The organism is Stenotrophomonas sp. I18B00994, assembly GCF_014145825.1.
GTDB classification, from domain to species: domain Bacteria; phylum Pseudomonadota; class Gammaproteobacteria; order Xanthomonadales; family Xanthomonadaceae; genus Stenotrophomonas; species Stenotrophomonas maltophilia.
Genome location: NZ_JACIUW010000003.1, coordinates 125,234 through 142,723, shown reverse-complemented (window position 1 = coordinate 142,723; position 17,490 = coordinate 125,234). Strand labels below are relative to the sequence as shown.

At 67.9% G+C, this 17,490-nt stretch carries 13 protein-coding genes and 1 pseudogene; 7 read left to right on the top strand and 7 right to left on the bottom strand.

Annotated features, from left to right (window positions below):
- Window positions 1–16 precede the first annotated feature (16 nt).
- The gene (bioB, locus tag H4O10_RS04360) at window positions 17–1,060 is read right to left on the bottom strand and encodes a biotin synthase BioB (RefSeq protein WP_049453745.1); all 1,044 of its coding nucleotides are present in this window, start codon (window positions 1,058–1,060) and stop codon (window positions 17–19) included.
- 204 nt (window positions 1,061–1,264) lie between these two features.
- On the opposite strand from bioB, the pseudogene H4O10_RS04355 reads away from it, so the two are divergent.
- The 6 genes and pseudogenes from H4O10_RS04355 to H4O10_RS04330 form a co-directional block, all read left to right on the top strand.
- Window positions 1,265–2,560, top strand: a pseudogene (locus H4O10_RS04355) (chloride channel protein); the annotation flags it as partial.
- Between the two features lie 143 nt (window positions 2,561–2,703).
- A complete protein-coding gene (locus H4O10_RS04350; RefSeq protein WP_032964538.1) occupies window positions 2,704–3,159 on the top strand; it encodes a hypothetical protein in 456 nt (151 codons plus the stop codon).
- Window positions 3,160–3,352: 193 nt separating this feature from the next.
- Window positions 3,353–4,522 carry an L-dopachrome tautomerase-related protein gene (locus tag H4O10_RS04345; protein WP_033833762.1) on the top strand — a complete coding sequence of 390 codons (1,170 nt, stop codon included), beginning with the start codon at window positions 3,353–3,355 and terminating at the stop codon, window positions 4,520–4,522.
- Between the two features lie 96 nt (window positions 4,523–4,618).
- Window positions 4,619–5,308, top strand: coding sequence for a ComF family protein (locus tag H4O10_RS04340; RefSeq protein WP_033833761.1), 690 nt, complete (start codon window positions 4,619–4,621; stop codon window positions 5,306–5,308).
- 58 nt (window positions 5,309–5,366) lie between these two features.
- Window positions 5,367–5,918 carry an HdeD family acid-resistance protein gene (locus H4O10_RS04335; RefSeq protein WP_033833753.1) on the top strand — a complete coding sequence of 184 codons (552 nt, stop codon included), beginning with the start codon at window positions 5,367–5,369 and terminating at the stop codon, window positions 5,916–5,918.
- Window positions 5,915–6,385 (top strand): hypothetical protein, encoded by a 471-nt coding sequence (locus H4O10_RS04330; protein ID WP_049453749.1) that lies wholly within the window; start codon window positions 5,915–5,917, stop codon window positions 6,383–6,385. The genes H4O10_RS04335 and H4O10_RS04330 overlap by 4 nt, the downstream gene beginning before the upstream one ends.
- Before the next feature lie 52 nt (window positions 6,386–6,437).
- Here the strand turns inward: H4O10_RS04330 and H4O10_RS04325 are convergent, their stop codons facing one another.
- The 6 genes from H4O10_RS04325 to H4O10_RS04300 form a co-directional block, all read right to left on the bottom strand.
- Complete coding sequence (locus tag H4O10_RS04325) at window positions 6,438–8,216, bottom strand: MFS transporter (protein ID WP_049453762.1); 1,779 nt, start codon at window positions 8,214–8,216, stop codon at window positions 6,438–6,440.
- Window positions 8,217–8,339: 123 nt separating this feature from the next.
- Window positions 8,340–9,467, bottom strand: coding sequence for an N-acetylglucosamine-6-phosphate deacetylase (gene nagA / locus H4O10_RS04320; RefSeq protein WP_049453750.1), 1,128 nt, complete (start codon window positions 9,465–9,467; stop codon window positions 8,340–8,342).
- Window positions 9,464–10,240, bottom strand: a complete 777-nt coding sequence (locus H4O10_RS04315; RefSeq protein ID WP_049453764.1) for a DeoR family transcriptional regulator — start codon at window positions 10,238–10,240, stop codon at window positions 9,464–9,466. The genes nagA and H4O10_RS04315 overlap by 4 nt, the downstream gene beginning before the upstream one ends.
- Window positions 10,241–10,273: 33 nt before the next feature.
- Window positions 10,274–11,608: a D-tagatose-bisphosphate aldolase, class II, non-catalytic subunit gene (locus tag H4O10_RS04310; protein ID WP_111118834.1), complete on the bottom strand. Its 1,335-nt coding sequence runs from the start codon at window positions 11,606–11,608 to the stop codon at window positions 10,274–10,276.
- 16 nt (window positions 11,609–11,624) lie between these two features.
- A complete protein-coding gene (locus H4O10_RS04305) occupies window positions 11,625–12,563 on the bottom strand; it encodes an ROK family protein (protein WP_049453754.1) in 939 nt (312 codons plus the stop codon).
- A complete protein-coding gene (locus tag H4O10_RS04300) occupies window positions 12,556–13,710 on the bottom strand; it encodes an SIS domain-containing protein (protein WP_005411499.1) in 1,155 nt (384 codons plus the stop codon). The genes H4O10_RS04305 and H4O10_RS04300 overlap by 8 nt, the downstream gene beginning before the upstream one ends.
- A 322-nt stretch (window positions 13,711–14,032) precedes the next feature.
- On the opposite strand from H4O10_RS04300, the gene H4O10_RS04295 reads away from it, so the two are divergent.
- Window positions 14,033–17,392, top strand: coding sequence for a TIM-barrel domain-containing protein (locus tag H4O10_RS04295; RefSeq protein WP_049453756.1), 3,360 nt, complete (start codon window positions 14,033–14,035; stop codon window positions 17,390–17,392).
- Window positions 17,393–17,490: the final 98 nt, after the last annotated feature.

Genomic DNA, 17,490 nt, shown 5'->3' with positions numbered 1-17,490 from the left:
CTGCTTGCGGCCCGTCTCAGGCCGCGTGAGCGCAGCCACAGCCGGGCGTATCGGCACTGATATCGGCGTGCACGGTGCCGCCGTGGTCATGGCCCTCGGCATCCACCTGCACCGCCATCGGCTGCAGGCCCAGCCGGGCGAACAAAGCCAGGTCGCGCTCGCCCTCCGGGTTGCCGGTGGTCAGCAGTTTGTCGCCGTAGAAGATCGAGTTGGCACCGGCCAGGAAACACAGTGCCTGCAGTTCGTCACTCATCGCCTCGCGCCCGGCCGACAGCCGCACCATCGAGCGCGGCATGGCGATGCGCGCCACTGCGATCATGCGCACGAACTCGAACGGGTCCAGCTCGGCACTGCCATGCAGCGGCGTGCCCGGCACCTGCACCAGCTTGTTGATCGGCACCGAATCGGGATGTGCCGGCAGCGAGGCCAGCGCCAGCAGCAGGCCGACGCGCTGCGCGCGCGTCTCGCCCATGCCGACGATGCCACCGCAGCAGGTCTTCAGGCCGGCATCGCGCACGTGCTCCAGCGTATCCAGACGGTCCTGGTACTGGCGCGTGTGGATGATCGAATCGTAGTAGTCCGGCGCGGTGTCGAGGTTGTGGTTGTAGTAGTCCAGGCCCGCATCCTTCAGCGCACGCGCCTGCTCGCCACTGAGCATGCCCAGCGTGGCGCAGGTCTCCAGGCCCAGCGCCTTCACCCCGGCGATCATCGCCGCCACCTTCGGAATGTCGCGGTCCTTCGGCGATCGCCACGCGGCACCCATGCAGAAGCGCGATGCACCGGCGGCCTTGGCCTGGCGCGCCTTGGCCAGCACCGCGTCGGTCTCCATCAGCTTCTGCGCGTTCACCCCGGTGCTGTAGCGCTGCGCCTGCGGGCAGTACGCGCAGTCTTCCGGGCAGCCTCCGGTCTTCACCGACAACAGCGTGGACACCTGCACCTGCGCCGGATCGAAGTGCTCGCGGTGCACCGCGGCGGCGCGGAACAGCAGCTCGGGAAACGGCAGATCGAACAGCGCCTGCAGTTCGTCGTGTTGCCAGTCGTGGCGGATGGCAGCAGCCATGGCGGGACCTTGGATACGAGTGGAGCGAGGGCGGCAGTGTGGGTGGGCGCGGGGAGGCTGTCAACCATTTGCATTTTAATTTGGTTTACAGATCGTCGGTGCGATAGAGCATCGAGCGAAGCGCCGCATTTCACCGCATGCTGCAAGGCGTCCAGCCACAGTGCCTGCTGCACAACGCAAGTGCTGGCGCGCAGACTCTTTCCCATGTTTGATCTTTACCACCTTCGTGGGCGCATCACCGCGCTGGTCCTCAGCGAGGCCTGGCGCCGCCGCGCCGCGCTGTGGGGCGGCGCCGTGGCCGTGGCACTGGTGGCGATCCTGTTTGCCAAGGCCAGCGATGCGGCCTTCCATCTGTTCCAGCGCATCACCTCGCACTCGCCGTGGTGGGCCCTGCTGCTCACGCCGGGCATCTTCGCGCTGCTGGCCTGGCTCACTTCCGGCGTGTTGAAGCCCACGCGGGGCAGCGGCATTCCGCAGGTCATCGCTGCGCTGGACAAGGCCGATGAGCCGTTCCGGAAAACCAACCTTTCCCCAGCGGTTTCGGCCGGCAAGCTGCTGCTGACTTCGCTGTCGCTTCTGGGTGGGGCATCGGTCGGGCGCGAGGGGCCCACCGTGCACGTAGGCGCAAGCCTGATGTATCTGTTCGGCCGCTGGTTCGGCTTCAAGGATCCCCGCGAGCTCTCGCACTTCCTGTTGGCCGGTGGCGCTGCCGGTATTGCGGCGGCGTTCAACACGCCGCTGGCCGGCATCGTCTTCGCCATCGAGGAGCTCAGCGGCCGTTTCGAACATCGCTTCTCCGGCACCCTGTTGACCGCGGTGATCGTCGGTGGCGTGGCATCGCTCGGTCTGTTGGGCAATTACACCTACTTCGGCCATGTGAGCGCGCGTCTGCCGCTCGGCCAGGGCTGGCTGGCGATCCTGCTGTGCGGCGTGGTGGCGGGCCTGCTGGGCGGGCTGTTCGCACGTGCGGTACTGGCCAGCGCGGCGGGCCGTCCGCGTTGGCTGGGCCAGCTGCGGCAGCGGCATCCGGTATTGCTGGCCGCGGGCTGCGGCCTGGTGGTGGTCATGCTGGCCCTGGTGTTCGGCGAAGGCGCGTTCGGCACCGGTTACGAACAAGCGCGCAGCCTGGTGCAGGGCCAGGCGCTGGTCGGCCATGAGTTCGGGTTGATGAAGCTGCTGGCCAACCTGGCCTCGTACGTGGCGGGCATTCCCGGTGGCCTGTTCTCACCTGCGTTGGCGGTCGGCGCGGGACTCGGCCACAACCTGTCAGTGCTGATGCCGGGCGTGGACCCGCGCGCGTTCGTGTTGCTGGGCATGTGCGCCTACCTGACCGGTGTGACCCAGGCGCCACTGACCTCGGCGGTGATCTCGCTGGAGCTGACCGACAGCGGCGACCTGCTGTTGCCGATCCTGGCGACGGTGCTGATCGCGCGTGGTGTGTCCGGGCTGGTGTGCAGGGTACCGATCTATCGCGGGTTGGCGGAGCTGTTGATGGTGCCGAAAACGGCTGAAGATGTGGCTGTCGAGGCGCCTGCTGTGCGAACCTCCCGCACCCGCGAAAATGGAGATGGCTAGGAGCAATACAGCCTGGAGCAGCAATTCTCCTCCCAGAGGAGGTGTTGGCGACGTTACGGTGCTACTTCGTGACCGATGATGGCTCGCTTCCGGAAGTGGAGCTCGCCTACCGTGAGGCCGCCGGAACGGCCGATGCGTTCGCCTATCTGTTTGCCTGCGGTGCCCGCGTCGCGGGTTCTGGAAGCGTGCAGCTCTGGCACCGTGCGGAAGATCTTGGTCAGCCGTTCATGGGACCGGGCGACGCGCGACGCGTTCTCCAGGACGAAGTGGAACCCTTCCATGTCGGCCTTGCAGACATTGCCTGCGGCGGCGTTCTTCTGCCAGAACTGGGTGTGCTCGTCATGCGCCATGGGTTGACGCTGGATTACCGCATGGGAGCGTCCTGGGGCCAGCGGGAGGTCCAGGCCTTCCTGCTCCTTCTGCACCAGTTGCAGCGGCGGGGGGGCGTGATGACCGTTCCCTGGTGGGGTGAAGAGGGCCAGCACAGGTTCGAAACCGCGTTGGCAGCCGTTGAGATTTCTTGACCGGGTTTGCCGCAAGGCAGGCACGCAACGGATAGACAACGATCATTGCTTCAATCAACGCGATCAATCAGCCCTCCATCTTCACTCCAGCAGTGAAGCTGATTCCGCGTTGCACCGTCTACCCGATGCCACGCGCGACGCAGAAGATGCGTCGACGCCGGGCTGCACCCGGACCTGCATCGAGAGCGCGACCATGATCAACTGCCGTATCCGCAGCCTGGCGGCTGCCGTCCTGGCCCTGGCCAGTTCCCCCGCGCTGGCGATGTCCGGCGCGCCCCTGCTGCCCAGCGAGCGCAGCATCGGCACCCTCGAACCGGTGGCGCGTTTCGATGGCGCCATGCCCACCAGCGTGGCGGTATCTGAAACCGGGCGGATCTTCGTCAACTTCCCGCGCTGGGGCGATGAGGTGGCCTACAGCGTGGCCGAATGGCGCGACGGCCGCGCCGTTCCCTATCCGGATGCGCGCATCAACCGCAAGGACGGTCCCGATCCGGCGGCCCATTTCATCAGCGTGCAGAGCGTGGTGGCCGATGGCCAGGGCCGGTTGTGGGTGCTGGATACCGCTGCGCCCGGGTTCTCTGCGCCACAGGCCGGCGGTGCCAAACTGGTGGCGATCGACCTTGCCACCAACACCGTGGCCAGGACGCTGGTGTTCCCGGCCAACGTCATCGACGCGCGCACCTATGTCAACGATGTGCGCTTCGATTTCCGGGTTGGCCGCGAGGGCGTGGCCTACGTGACCGACTCGTCGCTGAGCGGTATCGGCGGCATCATCGTGATCGACCTCGCCACTGGCGCCGCGTCCAAGCGACTGGTCGGCCACGTATCCACCTCGGCCGATGCCGCCTTCGTGCCGATCGTGGAAGGGCAGCAGATGCGGCTGCGTAACGCCGACGGTTCGTCGGCGCCGTTCACCGTGGCCGCCGATGGCATCGCCCTGTCGCCCGATGGTGGCACCCTGTTCTACACGCCCTTGTCCAGCCGTCATCTGTACAGCGTGCCGACCGCGCTGCTGCGCGACCCGAAGCTGAGTGAAGCGGAACTGGCGGCGGCGGTGGTCGACCTGGGCGACAAGGGCGCCTCCGATGGCATGGAGATGGACGCCAACGGGCGGCTGTATGCCAGCGACTACGAGCACAACGCCATCCATGCCCGCGACGCGCAGGGGCGATGGACGACGGTGGTGCACGACCCGCGCATCCTGTGGCCGGATACGCTGTCGATGGGGCCGGACGGCTATCTGTATTTCACCGCCAACCAGCTGCATCGACAGGCCGGCTTCAATGGTGGCGTGGATCGCCGGCAGACGCCTTACATGGTGTATCGCACGCGTGTGGATGCCGCACCTGCGCCGACGCGGTGAAGTGATCGGGGCAGGAGGCGGGCGATGAAAATGCCTACGGGTCGTTGAGGGCGCCCCCGATAGCAACCCGCTGAGGGCGGTGACATGCTGAAGTGCATGCCTGCCTTCTTCGACCCAGTCCGCCACGTGCAGGCCGCACTTCGCGTGCTGCTACCACTTCGTTGCCTGGTCTGCGGTGACGCGGGCCACGATGGACTCGATCTCTGTAATGCCTGCCTGGCCGGACTGCCTTGGGCTGGCCGTGCCTGCCTGCGCTGCGCGTTGCCGTTGCCCGAGACCGCGTTGATCGTCTGCGGCACCTGCCGCGAGGAGGTGCCGCCACAGGCCGCAACGCATGCGAGCCTGCTGTACCTGCCGCCTGTGGATCAGCTGCTGGTGCGCTACAAGTTCCATCAGGATCTGTCGGTCGGGCGCCTGCTGGCGCAGTTGATGCAGCGCGCAGCGCCGCCGTGGTGGTGTCAGCCGCTGGTGCCGGTGCCGCTGCATAATCGTCGGTTGCGCCAGCGCGGCTACAACCAGGCGGGCGAGCTGTGCCGGTTGCTGCCGATGCCGGTCTGGCAGGGGCTGTACCGGCGGCGGCATACCGCACCACAGTCCGAGCGTACGGCCGAACAGCGCCGGGAAAATCTGTTCGACGCGTTTGCGGTTCGTGGTCCGGTGCCCACGCGGCTGACCGTGGTCGATGACGTGATGACCACCGGCAGCACGGTGATGGAGGTTGCCGAGACGCTGCGCCTGGTCGGCGCTGCGGAGGTGCGCGTCTGGGTCTGTGCGCGGGCGCCGTGATCCCCCTCTTCATCACAACGGGCTACGATGAACCCGATTCCGGATCGATGGAGAAGCCATGAATTCCCCCTTGTCTCCCCTGTTGTCGGCAATCGGCCGTAGCTGGTGGATCCTCCTGCTGTATGGCCTGGTCGCTCTCGGCTTCGGCATCATCGCCATCGGCTGGCCCTTGTCGGCGGCCATGGCATTGGCCTGGACGCTCGGCGTGATGGCCATCGTCGAGGGCGTCATCAGCCTGTTCGCCCTGATCAGTGGCGGTAGCGGCGCGTCGCGCGGCTGGCTGGCGCTGTACGCCCTCGCCTCGCTGGGCTTCGGCATCCTGGCGGTGATCAATCCGCTGGCCACCGCCAGCGTGCTGGTGCTGTTCCTGGCGGCGTGGCTGCTGGTGGCCGGCATCTATCGCATCGTGTTCGCGATCCGCGTGCGTAAGCAGATCCAGGGCGAATGGTTGCTGATCCTCAGCGGCGTGCTGGCCGTGGTGCTGGGCCTGTTGTTTGCGGCCAACCCGTATGCCGGCGTGGCGGTCACCACGCTGTGGATCGGTATCGGCAGCCTGCTGTACGGCCTGCTGCAGGTGCTGGTGGCGTTCAAGCTGCGGAACCTGAAGTGAGAACGGCGCTTCCGCTGCTGCTGGGCGCGGCACTGGCCATCGCCGGATGCACGCCGGGTGCAACGCCCGCGGTGCAGACGGTCGAGCGCCACGCGCCGCGCCCCGGTGTGGATGTGCGCCTGAGCGCGGTCGATGCGGACGGCAAGGGCACGCAGGCGCAGTGGCAGGGCGAGACCCTGGCGCTGCGCGAGCCGCCGATTGCCGGCAGCACCGACATCGCCGACGTGCGCTACGTGCTGGATGAGGCCAAGCAACCTGGCCTGCAGATTCGCTATCGACCCGAAGCGCACCAGCGCATCCACGATGGCACGGCAGCACTGGTGGGCCAGCGAGCAGCGATCAGTGTGGATGGCCGCGTGCTGATGGTGACGACGGTGAAAGGCCCGTTCGGTGAATCGATGATGCTGAGCGGGCTGCCGAGCATTGCCGAGGCACAGGCGTTGGCGAAGCACATCACCGGTCAGTAACGGGCGCGCCAACACCACCGCGCTACGCGCGGAGGTCGACCAAGGTCGACCGCTACCGGGCGAACCGTGCCTCGATCTCCTCCAGTGACTTGCCCTTGGTCTCCGGCAGCCAGAACGCGGCTACCAGGAAGAACACGAAGGTGCACGCCGCCCAGAACACGAACATGCTGGCGTAGCCGTAGTGGCCCACCGTGGGCAGGAAGATGGCGGCGATGGTGGTGGACACGAACTGGTTGATCAGCAGTGCGATGCTCATGCCGTTGGAGCGGATGCGGTTCGGCATCAGCTCCGACAGTGCCAGCCACACGCACACGCCGGGGCCGACCGCGAAGAACGCGACGAACACCAGGATGCAGGCGGCCACGGCCAAGCCATGTGCCGGCGGCGGTACCGGGCCGATGCGGGCCTGTTCGATGCGTAGCGGTGCCCGCGCGGCACTGGCCGGGTCGGCGAACGGATTCAGATGCAGCTTGCGGAAGAACGCACCAATCACACTGTCGGGCTGCACAGTGCCGGCGCGCTCGATGCGCAGCTCGCGATCGGTCAGGTTGTCGCTGCGCAGGGCGCGCACGTTGGTGAAGTCACCGTAGGCATAGGAGACGGTCAGCTGCATCGGCCGCCCTTCGCGGTCGATCCCCGCGCCCAGGCGCTGCCACTGCGCATCATCCAGCACCAGCTGCAGGCCATCGCCGCTGACCGCCGCCTGCAACTGCGGCTGCACATCGGCGCGGCCACGCTCGGCCTGGAAGAACAGCGTGGCCGCGGCCAGCAGGGCCACGCAGATGCCGCCACTGCCCAGCATCAGCAGGAACTTGCGGCCCTTGCGGTCGACCAGCAGCAGCGCGACCACGGTCATCACCGCGTTGAGCAGCTTGATTGCCACGTCGGCACCGTTGGCCACCGAACCGGACAGGCCGGCCTGGTTGAGGATGTTGACCGCGTAGGCCAGCACCGAGTTGATGCCGGTGGCCTGGGTGCAGGCCAGCACCACGCACGCGAGCACGAACGGCACCACGTAGCGGCGGCTGAGCAGCGGGTCGCGCTTGCCGTCGCTGCTGCTCGATTCCGGCGCCTGGATCTGGGCCAGCGTGGGCTCGACATCTGCGGCGGGCAGGACGCGCTGGAGGCTGCGGCGGGCTTCATCGATGCGACCGCGGCGCACCAGCCAGCGTGGTGATTCGGACAGCCAGAAGATGCCGGCGCAGAACAGCAGGCCCGGCGCCAGGCAGGTCCAGAAGATGGTGCGCCAGGCGTGGTCCTTCACAGTGAACAGTTCCTGCGCCTGCTGCGCGACCGGCAGCGAACGCACGGCTTCGGCGGCGGCATCCACGGCGTGGGCGTGGTACAGGCCGATCAGGGCTGCCAGCACCAGGCCAACGGTCAGCAGCAGCTGGAACATCGCCGCGCCGCGCCCACGTCGCTCGGGGCTGAGCACTTCGGCCAGGTACAGCGGAATCACTACGCCGATCAAACCGCCACTGATGCCCTGCAACAGGCGTCCCAGCAGCAGCGGCGTGTAGCCGGAGGCCAGTGCCATGATCGGAATCGAGGCGGTGAACAGCAGGCCGGCCAGCAGCATCGCGCCGCGGCGGCCGATCAGGTCGGCGACCATGCCGGCGAACAGCGAGGACAGCACGCTGCCCAGCAGCACCGCCGCCACCACGAAGCCGAGCTGCTGGCTGCTGAGCTGCCAGGCGTGGCTGGCAGTTGCTTCAAGATAGGGCAGGGCGCCGGCGATGATGCCGATGTCGATGCCGTACAGCAGGCCACCCAGGCCGCCGATGAAGAGCAGGTAGCGTACGGGCCAGCGCGGAGCGGTGCGTGCAGTCATCGGCATATCCCAGAAGGTGTTTCGGTGCGGATTGCTTTCTGTAGAGTCGAGCCGAGCTCGACTGACCGCGCATGGCGCGGCAGAGCAGTCGAGCATGGCTCGACTCTACAAAGGCGCGGTGCGTCAGGCTGGTGTTGCGTTCAAATCGACCACGCGCCCACCCACCACCACCTGCTGCAGGCGCAGTTCGGCGTCCAGCACCACCAGGTCGGCGCGGGCGTCGGGCGCGATGCGGCCGCGATCGCCCAGGCCCAGGTAATCGGCCGGGAAGGTGGAAACACGTTGCGAGGCATCGGCCAGCTCCAGGCCCACCTGCACCAGATTGCGCAGGGCCTGGTCCATGGTCAGTGCACTTCCTGCCAGTGAACCGGTCGCCAGGCGCACGCAGCCGCCGCACTTGTGCACGCGCTGCTCGCCCAGCGCGTACTCGCCGTCGGGCATGCCGGTGGCGGCAGTCGCGTCGGTCACTGCGTACAGGCGCGGGATCGCGCGCGCGGCCAGGCGGATCACGCCGGGATGGATGTGCTGCAGGTCGGGAATGATCTCGGCGTACTGCGCATGCGCGAGTGCCGCCGCCGCGATGCCCGGGCGATAGTGATCGACGCCGGTCATGCCGTTGAACAGATGGGTGAAGCCGGAGGCACCGGCCTGCAGCGCAGCAACACCTTCTTCGTAGGTACCGGCGCTGTGGCCGAGCTGCACGCGGATGCCCATCGCCGAAAGCGCGGGAATCAGCGCGGTGTGCTCGCCGATCTCCGGCGCCAGCGTCATCACCCGGATCGGCGCCAGCGCGTGCAGCTGCTGTACCAGCGCCAGCGTCGCCTCGATGGTCCGGTTGGGCTGCGCACCCAGCCGCTGCGGGCTGATGAACGGCCCCTCCAGATGCACGCCGGCAATACAGGCGGCCTCGGCGTCGGGTGCGGCCATGGTGGCGGCCACGCCGTGCAGCGCGTGCTCGATCTCATCCAGGCCAGCGGTCATGGTGGTCGCCAGCAGCGTGGTGGTGCCGAAGCGCAGATGGGTACGGGCGATGGTGCGCGCCACGTCGCCGCCCTGCATCAGGTCCACGCCGGCGGCGCCATGCACATGCAGGTCGATGAAGCCGGGCAGGATCACCGGCAGCTGCAGGTCGTCGGCACCGCTGTGGTCGTCCACCTGCAGCTGGCGCACGTGCGAATCGAAGTGGACCTGGCCACGCCGCCAGCCCAGCGGGGTGAGGATGCGGCCATGCAGGGAACGGGTGTCGGTCATGCGGCGGGCTCGGCGATGATCACTTCGATGCCCAGCCGCTGCAGGCCCTCGCGGGAGACGTCGTCGATGCCGGCATCGGTGATGATGGTGTGGATCTGATCCAGCAGGGCGATGCGGTGCAGGCTGACGCGCCCGAACTTGGAGGCGTCGGTGAGCACCACGATGCGGCGTGCACGCTCGACCATGCGATGGTTGAGGCGGGCTTCGGCTTCGTCATGGGTGGTCAACCCGAACTGCAGGTCCAGGCCGTCCACGCCCAGGAACAGGGTGTCGAAGCTGTAGGAGTTGAGGCTGGCTTCGGCCTGGCTGCCCTGCAGCGACAGGGACTGCTGGCGCAGCAGCCCACCGGTCAGCAGTACGTTGATGCCGGGCGCGTTGGCCAGTTCCCAGGCGATGTTCAGCCCGTTGGTCATCACCGTCACGTCGCGCTGGCTGCGCAGGTGGCGGGCCAGGGTCATCGTGGTCGAGCCGGAGTCGATGATGATGTTGTCACCAGGCCGTACCAGGCGCGCGGCACACGCGCCGATCGATTCCTTCAGCGGCAGGTTCAGTGCGTCCTTTTCGTGGATGTCCTGTTCCTGCGGCGGCGTGCGCACCAGTGTGGCGCCACCGTGGGTACGGTTGGCCAGGCCCTGCGATTCGAAGTGGGTCAGGTCGGCACGGATGGTCACCGCCGACACGCCGAAGCGCTCGACCAGATCGGCTACCTGCACCGAGCCGTGCTCGATCAGCAGCTGCAGGATCTGTTGCCGGCGGGAGCGGGTGTTGCGCATGGCCATTCTCGGTGTCGCGGGGAAAGGTAGAGATTATCCGTTCGAAGCAACGGCGGCAGCCGAACCTGCGTGGTGAGTGCGGGTTCCGGCCTGGTTGGCGCTGCAGGCACGGGCGTACTCGCCCAGGCACAGGCCGATACGGTGCTGCACCAGTGCGGTGGGGGTGTTGGCCAGGGCGCCTTCGCGCACGGCGCGGTACTGTTCCGGCAGGTACTGGCTGAGCAGCACCAGCGGCGGCGCGTGCTGTTCCAGGTTGGCGAACAGGGTCTGCACCGCCTGTACCAGCGCCGGCTCGCCCCAGTAGTAGCGGCAGCGGTCGCTGAAGGAATAGCTGCGCAGCAGGCGCAGCGCTGCCTCATCGCCCTGGTAGTAGGACTGCCAGTACTTCGGCTGCGCCACCATCACCTCGTCCAGCACCTGCGGCAGGCGCGAGCATTGTGCGGCCGGCAGCAGTTCGGCCTCGATCGCGGCCAGCGCGAACAGCGCTTCGCGATAGGCGAAGGTCGCCGCCGGGCCGACCTTGAGGATGGCGAAGTGGTCGCGCACCAGCGCGTGCAGGCCGCTTTCGCGCTGGTAGTCGGTGGAGTGCGCCTCGAAGACGATGCGTCGCTGCTGTTCCAGGAAGTCGGCCAGCGTGCTGGCGGCGGCCGGGTCGTACTCGTGCACGCTGCTGTGGTCGAAGTCGACGCCCGGCTGCACCACCATCGCGATCACGCGCTGCCACGCATCACGCAGCTGCGGCGTGTCGAACGCCTGCTGGTGGATGGCCAGGGTCTGCGCGGCGGCGGCCGGCGTGGTCACCTGCAGGCCCTCGGCAAGCGAGGCTTCTCCACCGGGAATCGGCACCTCGGTACCGATCACGTAGACCGGCGGCGGCAGGCCGTGTTCGGCGGCGGTGCGTTCGGCGATCTCGGCCAGCTCGGCCGAGCGTGCGGCAACGATCGCATCGGGCAGCGGCACCGGGTCATCGGCGCAGGACATGCTGCAGTCGAGATGGATCTTGTGGAAACCGGCGGCGGCGTAGGCTTCGATCAGCACGCGCGCGTGGGTCATCGCTTCGGCAGCCGGGCGCTTCTGCCAGGCATTCGGGCCAAGATGGTCACCGCCCAGGATCAGCCGTTCGCGCGGGAAGCCTTCCTCATCGGCCAGGGTAGCGACGTAGTCGCGGTACTGCGGCGGAGTCATGCCGGTATAGCCGCCGAACTGGTCGACCTGGTTGGAGGTGGCCTCGACCAGCAGCACGGTGCCGTGTGCCAGCGCCACGTGCATGGCCGCGCGCAGCACCTGCTCGTTGCTGCAGCAGACGCTGTACAGGCCGACGTTGGCACCGGCGCGGTGGGAGGCAAGCAGGGTCTGCAACGGGGACATGGTCAGGCTCCGGACATCAGGAAAACGAGGGTTGGCAGGCGAGCAGGGCGGCACCACGTGCACCACCGGCATCGCCGAAGCGCGGCGGCACGATCGGCGGTACCTGCACGCCGTTGAACAGATGGGCAGCGATGGCCGACGGCAGCTGCTGGTACAGCGGCGCGTACTGCGAGAGACCACCGCCGAGCACGATCACGTGCGGGTCCAGCGCCAGCACCAGCGCGGCCAGGCTGTGGCCAAGCAGATCGCGGTGGATGTCCAGCGCCTTGCGCGCACGTGCATCGCCCGCTTCGGCCAGGGCGATCACGGCGCTGGCGTCGGCGGCGCTGCCACCGAGATGGCGCTCGATCATCGCCACGCCGCTGCCGGACACATAGCGCTCCACGCAGCCCTGCAGGCCGCAGCCGCAGTCCAGCAGCGGCAGGCCATGGCGCTGCAGCAGATGGCCGGGCACGCTCCAGTGGCCCCATTCGCCGGCCAGGCCGTTGAAGCCGGACAGCAGCCGGCCGTGCAGGCAGAAGCCGCCGCCGGCACCAGTGCCGAGGATGGCGCCGAACATGCTGGGGTAACCGTCGGCCGCGCCGCCGTGCGCTTCAGACAGGGCAAAGCACTGCAGATCATTGCCGAAGTGCAGCGGACGCTGCAGGCGCGCCTGCAGATCCTGCGCCACGCATTGGCCGGTCAGTGCAGGCACGTTCGCGCTGAGCTGGCGGCCGCTGCGGCGGTCACGCACGCCGGGCAGGGCGATGCCGATGGCCGCACCGCTGCGGCCGAGGGCGGCGTCCGCCTCGGCCACCAGCGCCATCACCGCCTGCAGGAAGCCGTCGTAGTCACCCTGTGGGGTGGCCACGCGGCGGCGCCAGGTGACCTGCATCGCCGCATCGCACGCCACCAGCTCGATCTTGGTGCCGCCGATGTCGATGCCGTAGCAGGCGTGGGCGATCAGCTCAGCCATGGTGGATGGTGACGCCCTTGACGACGCGGTTGACGGTGCCATCCGGGAACGGGTTGTCCGGGGTCAGGCCAAGCGCGGCCGAGCGCTGCAGCGCGAACAGCTGCGCGAAGCCCAGCCACACCGGCGCCAGCCACGGATCGTCCAGTGCCGGCACGGTGAGGGTGTATTCGTCATCGGCGCCGATGTCCGAATGCGGGCCGATCGCCAGCACCTGGCCGGCCACGCCGTCGCGGCGCAGTTCTTCCAGCAGGTCCTGTTCGTAGCGGCGCGCCAGCGGCTGCACGCTGCGCAGCACCACCACCAGGGTGTTGCCATCCAGCGTCGACTTCGGCCCATGACGGAAGCCCAGCGGGGTGTTGGCCAGCGCCAGCACGCGGCCAGCGGTCAGTTCCAGCACCTTCAGCGCGCACTCGCGTGCCAGCGCTTCCAGCGGGCCGCTGCCGAGGTAGATGATGCGGTTGAACGGGCGCTGCGCCAGCGCCGCCACCGGTGCGTCCCACTGCGCCTGGCCTTCGCGGGCCAGCGCGGCGATCTGCTTCAGGCGCGCCACGCGCGCATCCCACGGCGAACGATCGAACACGGTCAGCGCGGCCAACAGCATGCAGGTCAGGCTGCTGGTCATGGCGAAGGCGCGGTCGCAGCTGGCCGACGGCATCAGCAGGGTGCAGGTATCGGCACGGCCGGCCCCACGGCGGGCCAGTTCGCCATCGGCGTTGCAGGTGATGTCGAGGAAGCGCGCGTCATCCACGTCGCTGCGCACGCGGTCAACCGCCGCCACGCTTTCCGGGCTGGAACCGCTGCGGCCGAACGAGACCAGCAGGGTCGGGCGGTCGCGCTGCAGGTACAGCGCCGGGTGGGTCAGCAGGCTGGTGGTGTGCACCACGCGCACATCGGCTGGCCACTGCGCGTTGATCGCGTCGGCCACCATTTCGGCGATGAAGCCGGAGCTGCCGGCGCCGGTGAACAGCACGCGCTGGTTGGGATCGTTGAGGCTGTCGCCGAGGAAGGCCTGCAGGCGGTCGCGGGCACGCGACAGGTCCTGTGCAAGGGCTTCCCACAGCGCAGGCTGCTGGGCGATTTCGGTAGCGGTATCGGCTCCGCCAAGGCGCTGCCAGGCGGACACATCGGAAAGCAGGGTGACGTCCATTCGGAGGTTCCAGTTGGGCCAGCGCACCATCTGTGTTTTCTTTCGAAATGTCAAATAGCGAAAGTAAAAAGAAAGAAAATGTGACGCCGACTTCGCTCTGCCCAGAACACGTCGGAAAACGCAAGAATCCGCCGGATGCCGTATCGCACAATGCTTAACAGGCGTCTGCAAGCGATTACACAAAGTATTGCGGCGCAGCAACTTTCGTTTCAATGGAATATATCTTCCTTTTTCCTTTCAATTTGTTGACATCTTTCGAATCGCTGCCCTAGAGTCGGCCCAATCGCTTTCGAAACGCCCGGTGAACGGGTTGGGAGTCCGCGTGGAAAACTGCGTTCGTCGCTCGCCGCTGATGCTGGCCCTGTTGCCGGCATTGATGCTGGCGTCCATGCCGGCCCAGGCCGAGCCGGTCGGCAACCTGCGTTCGGTTGCCGCCAGCGCCAGCGGCGACGGCGTGCAGGGCTGGGACCTGCAGACCGACAAGGGCGCGCGCATCCGCATCGAACTGCCGGCTACCGACATCATCCGCGTGCAGGCCGGCCGCAACGGCACGCTGACCGGTGCCGGCGACAAGGCCGCACCGATCGTGCTGCCGCAGCCCAAGGCGAACGTGAAGGCGCAGCTGGAAGAAGACGCACAGGAAATCCGCGTGCGCACCGATGCACTGGTCCTGCATGTACAGCGACAGCCGCTGCGCATGCGCCTGGAACGCCTGGACAACGGCCAGCCCACCGCGCTGTGGCAGGAACTGCAGCCGCTGGACCTGGATGCCACGCAGAGCGTGCAGGTGCTGTCCTCGCAGGCCGATGAGGGCTACTTCGGTGGCGGCCAGCAGAACGGCCGTTACCAGTTCAAGGGCCGCGAGCTGGACGTGTCCTACTCCGGCGGCTGGGAAGAGGGCGACCGCCCCAGCCCTGCACCGATGCTGCTTAGCAGCCGTGGCTGGGGCATGCTGCGCAACACCTGGAGCGATGGCAGCTACGATCTGCGCGAGGCCGACCAGGCCACGCTGCTGCACCGCGAAGACCGCTTCGATGCCTATTACTTCGTCGGCGCCGACCTGCCTAAACTGATCGAGCGCTACACCCAGCTGACCGGCCGCCCGAACATGGTCGCGCGCTGGGCGCTGTCCTACGGCGATGCCGATTGCTACAACGACGGTGACAATGCCAAGAAGCCCGGCACCGTGCCCGAAGGCTGGAGTGACGGCCCGACCGGCACCACGCCGGATGTGATCGACTCGGTGGCCAAGCAGTACCGCGCCCACGACATGCCCGGTGGCTGGATCCTGCCCAACGATGGCTACGGCTGCGGGTACAAGAAGCTGCCGGAAACCGTGCAGGGCTTGGCCAAGTACGGCTTCCGCACCGGCCTGTGGACCGAGAACGGCGTCGACAAGATCGCCTGGGAAGTGGGCAAGGCCGGCAGCCGCGTGCAGAAGCTGGACGTGGCCTGGACCGGCAAGGGCTACCAGTTCGCGATGGACGCCAACCGTCAGGCGTTCAACGGCATCCTCGACAATTCCGATTCGCGCCCGTTCCTGTGGACGGTGATGGGCTGGGCCGGCATCCAGCGCTACGCGGTGGCGTGGACCGGCGACCAGAGCAGCAGTTGGGATTACATCCGCTGGCACGTGCCGACCCTGGTCGGTTCGGGCCTGTCCGGCATGGCCTACGCCAGTGGCGATGTGGATGCGATCTTCGGCGGCAGCGCCGAAACCTTCGCCCGCGACCTGCAGTGGAAAGCCTTCACCCCGGTGCTGATGGGCATGAGCGGCTGGTCGTCGAACGCGCGCAAGCACCCGTGGTGGTACGACGAGCCCTATCGCAGCATCAACCGCGATTACCTGAAGTTGAAGATGCGCCTGACCCCGTACATGTACGGGCTGGTGCACGAGGCCGCGCAGACTGGTGCACCGCCGGTGCGCGGCCTGATGTGGGACAACCCGCGCGACCCGCATGCGCAGGATGAAACCTACAAGTACCAGTTCCTGCTTGGCCGCGACCTGCTGGTGGCGCCGGTGTATCGCAGCCAGGCCGCCAGCCGTGGCTGGCGCCGCGACATCCACCTGCCGGCCGGCGGCTGGATCGACTACTGGGATGGCCGCCGCGTGCAGGCCGGCGCCGACGGCCGCCAGCTCGACCGCCAGGTGGACCTGGCCACGTTGCCGGTATTCGTGCGTGCCGGTGCGATCCTGCCGATGTACCCGTCGATGCTGTTCGACGGCGAGAAGCCGCTGGATGAAGTGACGTTCGACCTGTACCCGCAGGGCGAGTCGCAGTACACGCTGTACGAAGACGATGGCAACACGCGCCGCTACCAGCAGGGTGAGTCGAGCACGCAGGTAATCCGCGTGCAGGCGCCGGCGCAGGGCAGTGGCCCGGTGCAGGTGCAGATCGATCCGGTGCAGGGCCAGTACAACGGCCAGCTGGCGCAGCGTCGTTATGGCCTGCGCGTGCTCAGCCGCCAGGCGCCGCGTGCGGTGCAGGCCGGTGGCCGCGCGTTGCCGGCGCTGGCCGATGCGGCGGCGTTCAACGGTGCGGCTGAAGGCTGGTACTTCGATGCCAAGGAGCGCCGTGGCACGCTGCACGTGCGTACCGCTACCCAGGACATCCGCCAGCCGCTGCAACTGCAGCTGGACTTCGCGGTGGTCGCTGCGGCCGCCGACGATGCCTATCCGGCTGCGCCGGTGCTGGGCCGCGAACTGCCGGCCGACAGCCTGCTGGTGGTCAACCGCCCGGCCGAAGAGCCTGGCCATGCGCTGGAAAATGCCCTCGACGACGATCCGGCCACCTGGTTCCGCAGTGTGCGCAACCAGGCCGTGCGCACCGGTGCGCATGAGTGGGTGATCGGCTTCGGAGAGCGCAGGATGATCGACGGCATCGACATTGCCCCGCGCAACGACAAGAACTGGAAGCACGGCCAGGTGCGCGACTACGAGGTGTACCTGGGCGACAGCAATGGGGAGTGGGGCGAGCCGATCGCACGTGGCCGCCTGCAGTTGAAGGAGGGCGTGCAGCGCATCGCGTTCCCGGCCCATGCCGGGCGCCTGCTGCGCTTCCGCGTGCTGAGCGTGCAGAACCCCGAAGGCGACGGCGCCAGCAGCACCGACCCGATGGTCACCGCCGCACAGGGCAGCGCCCGCGCATTCGATGCACTGCAGCCACGCGACGTCGGCCCGATCGCCCTGTCCACCTTCCACATCCTCGAACACCAGGAACCGGAGCGACCGGCCCGGCAGCGCTATCTCTCCGAGCTGCCGGTGCCGGCCGCGCTGGCCAGCCAGGTGCGCACCGACCAGTCCTTCCGTGGCGACGCCGGCATGCGCATGAACGGCCTGCAGTTCCGCCGTGGCCTGGGCGTCGGCGCCAACAGCCGCATCGACCTGCGCCTGCAGGGCGGCTGGCACCTGCTGCGTGCCGACCTCGGCATCGACGACGCCTGCCGCACCGCCGGTGGCCTGCAGTTCCAGGTCTGGGGTGACAACCGCCTGTTGTATGACAGCGGCCTGGTGAAGGCACCCGGCGTGGTCAAGCCGGAGCTGGACATCCGAGGCCTTTCCACCCTGAGCCTGCGCACGCTGGGTGCGCAGGGCAGTCAACCCGCCCAGGTCTGCGCCAACTGGGCCAATGCCGTACTGATCGGCCAGGAGGGCGACTCCGCCAGCATCGTCGCCCCATGACCCCCTCGTAACACCGCTCCTCCCCCCGCCCATTCCGACTACGGCCCTCGTGGCCGTGGCCCGGGAGCGTTTTGCCCGCCGAACGCCCACGCGCTCAC

Bases quoted from the DNA above. Each gene is read 5' to 3' on its own strand.
- H4O10_RS04345 (WP_033833762.1), top strand. From the start codon at position 3,353: ATGATCAACTGCCGTATCCGCAGCCTGGCGGCTGCCGTCCTGGCCCTG.
- bioB (WP_049453745.1), bottom strand. From the start codon at position 1,060: ATGGCTGCTGCCATCCGCCACGACTGGCAACACGACGAACTGCAGGCG.
- H4O10_RS04335 (WP_033833753.1), top strand. From the start codon at position 5,367: ATGAATTCCCCCTTGTCTCCCCTGTTGTCGGCAATCGGCCGTAGCTGG.
- H4O10_RS04300 (WP_005411499.1), bottom strand. From the start codon at position 13,710: ATGGACGTCACCCTGCTTTCCGATGTGTCCGCCTGGCAGCGCCTTGGC.
- H4O10_RS04325 (WP_049453762.1), bottom strand. From the start codon at position 8,216: ATGACTGCACGCACCGCTCCGCGCTGGCCCGTACGCTACCTGCTCTTC.
- H4O10_RS04340 (WP_033833761.1), top strand. From the start codon at position 4,619: ATGCCTGCCTTCTTCGACCCAGTCCGCCACGTGCAGGCCGCACTTCGC.
- H4O10_RS04315 (WP_049453764.1), bottom strand. From the start codon at position 10,240: ATGCGCAACACCCGCTCCCGCCGGCAACAGATCCTGCAGCTGCTGATC.
- H4O10_RS04310 (WP_111118834.1), bottom strand. From the start codon at position 11,608: ATGTCCCCGTTGCAGACCCTGCTTGCCTCCCACCGCGCCGGTGCCAAC.
- nagA (WP_049453750.1), bottom strand. From the start codon at position 9,467: ATGACCGACACCCGTTCCCTGCATGGCCGCATCCTCACCCCGCTGGGC.
- H4O10_RS04305 (WP_049453754.1), bottom strand. From the start codon at position 12,563: ATGGCTGAGCTGATCGCCCACGCCTGCTACGGCATCGACATCGGCGGC.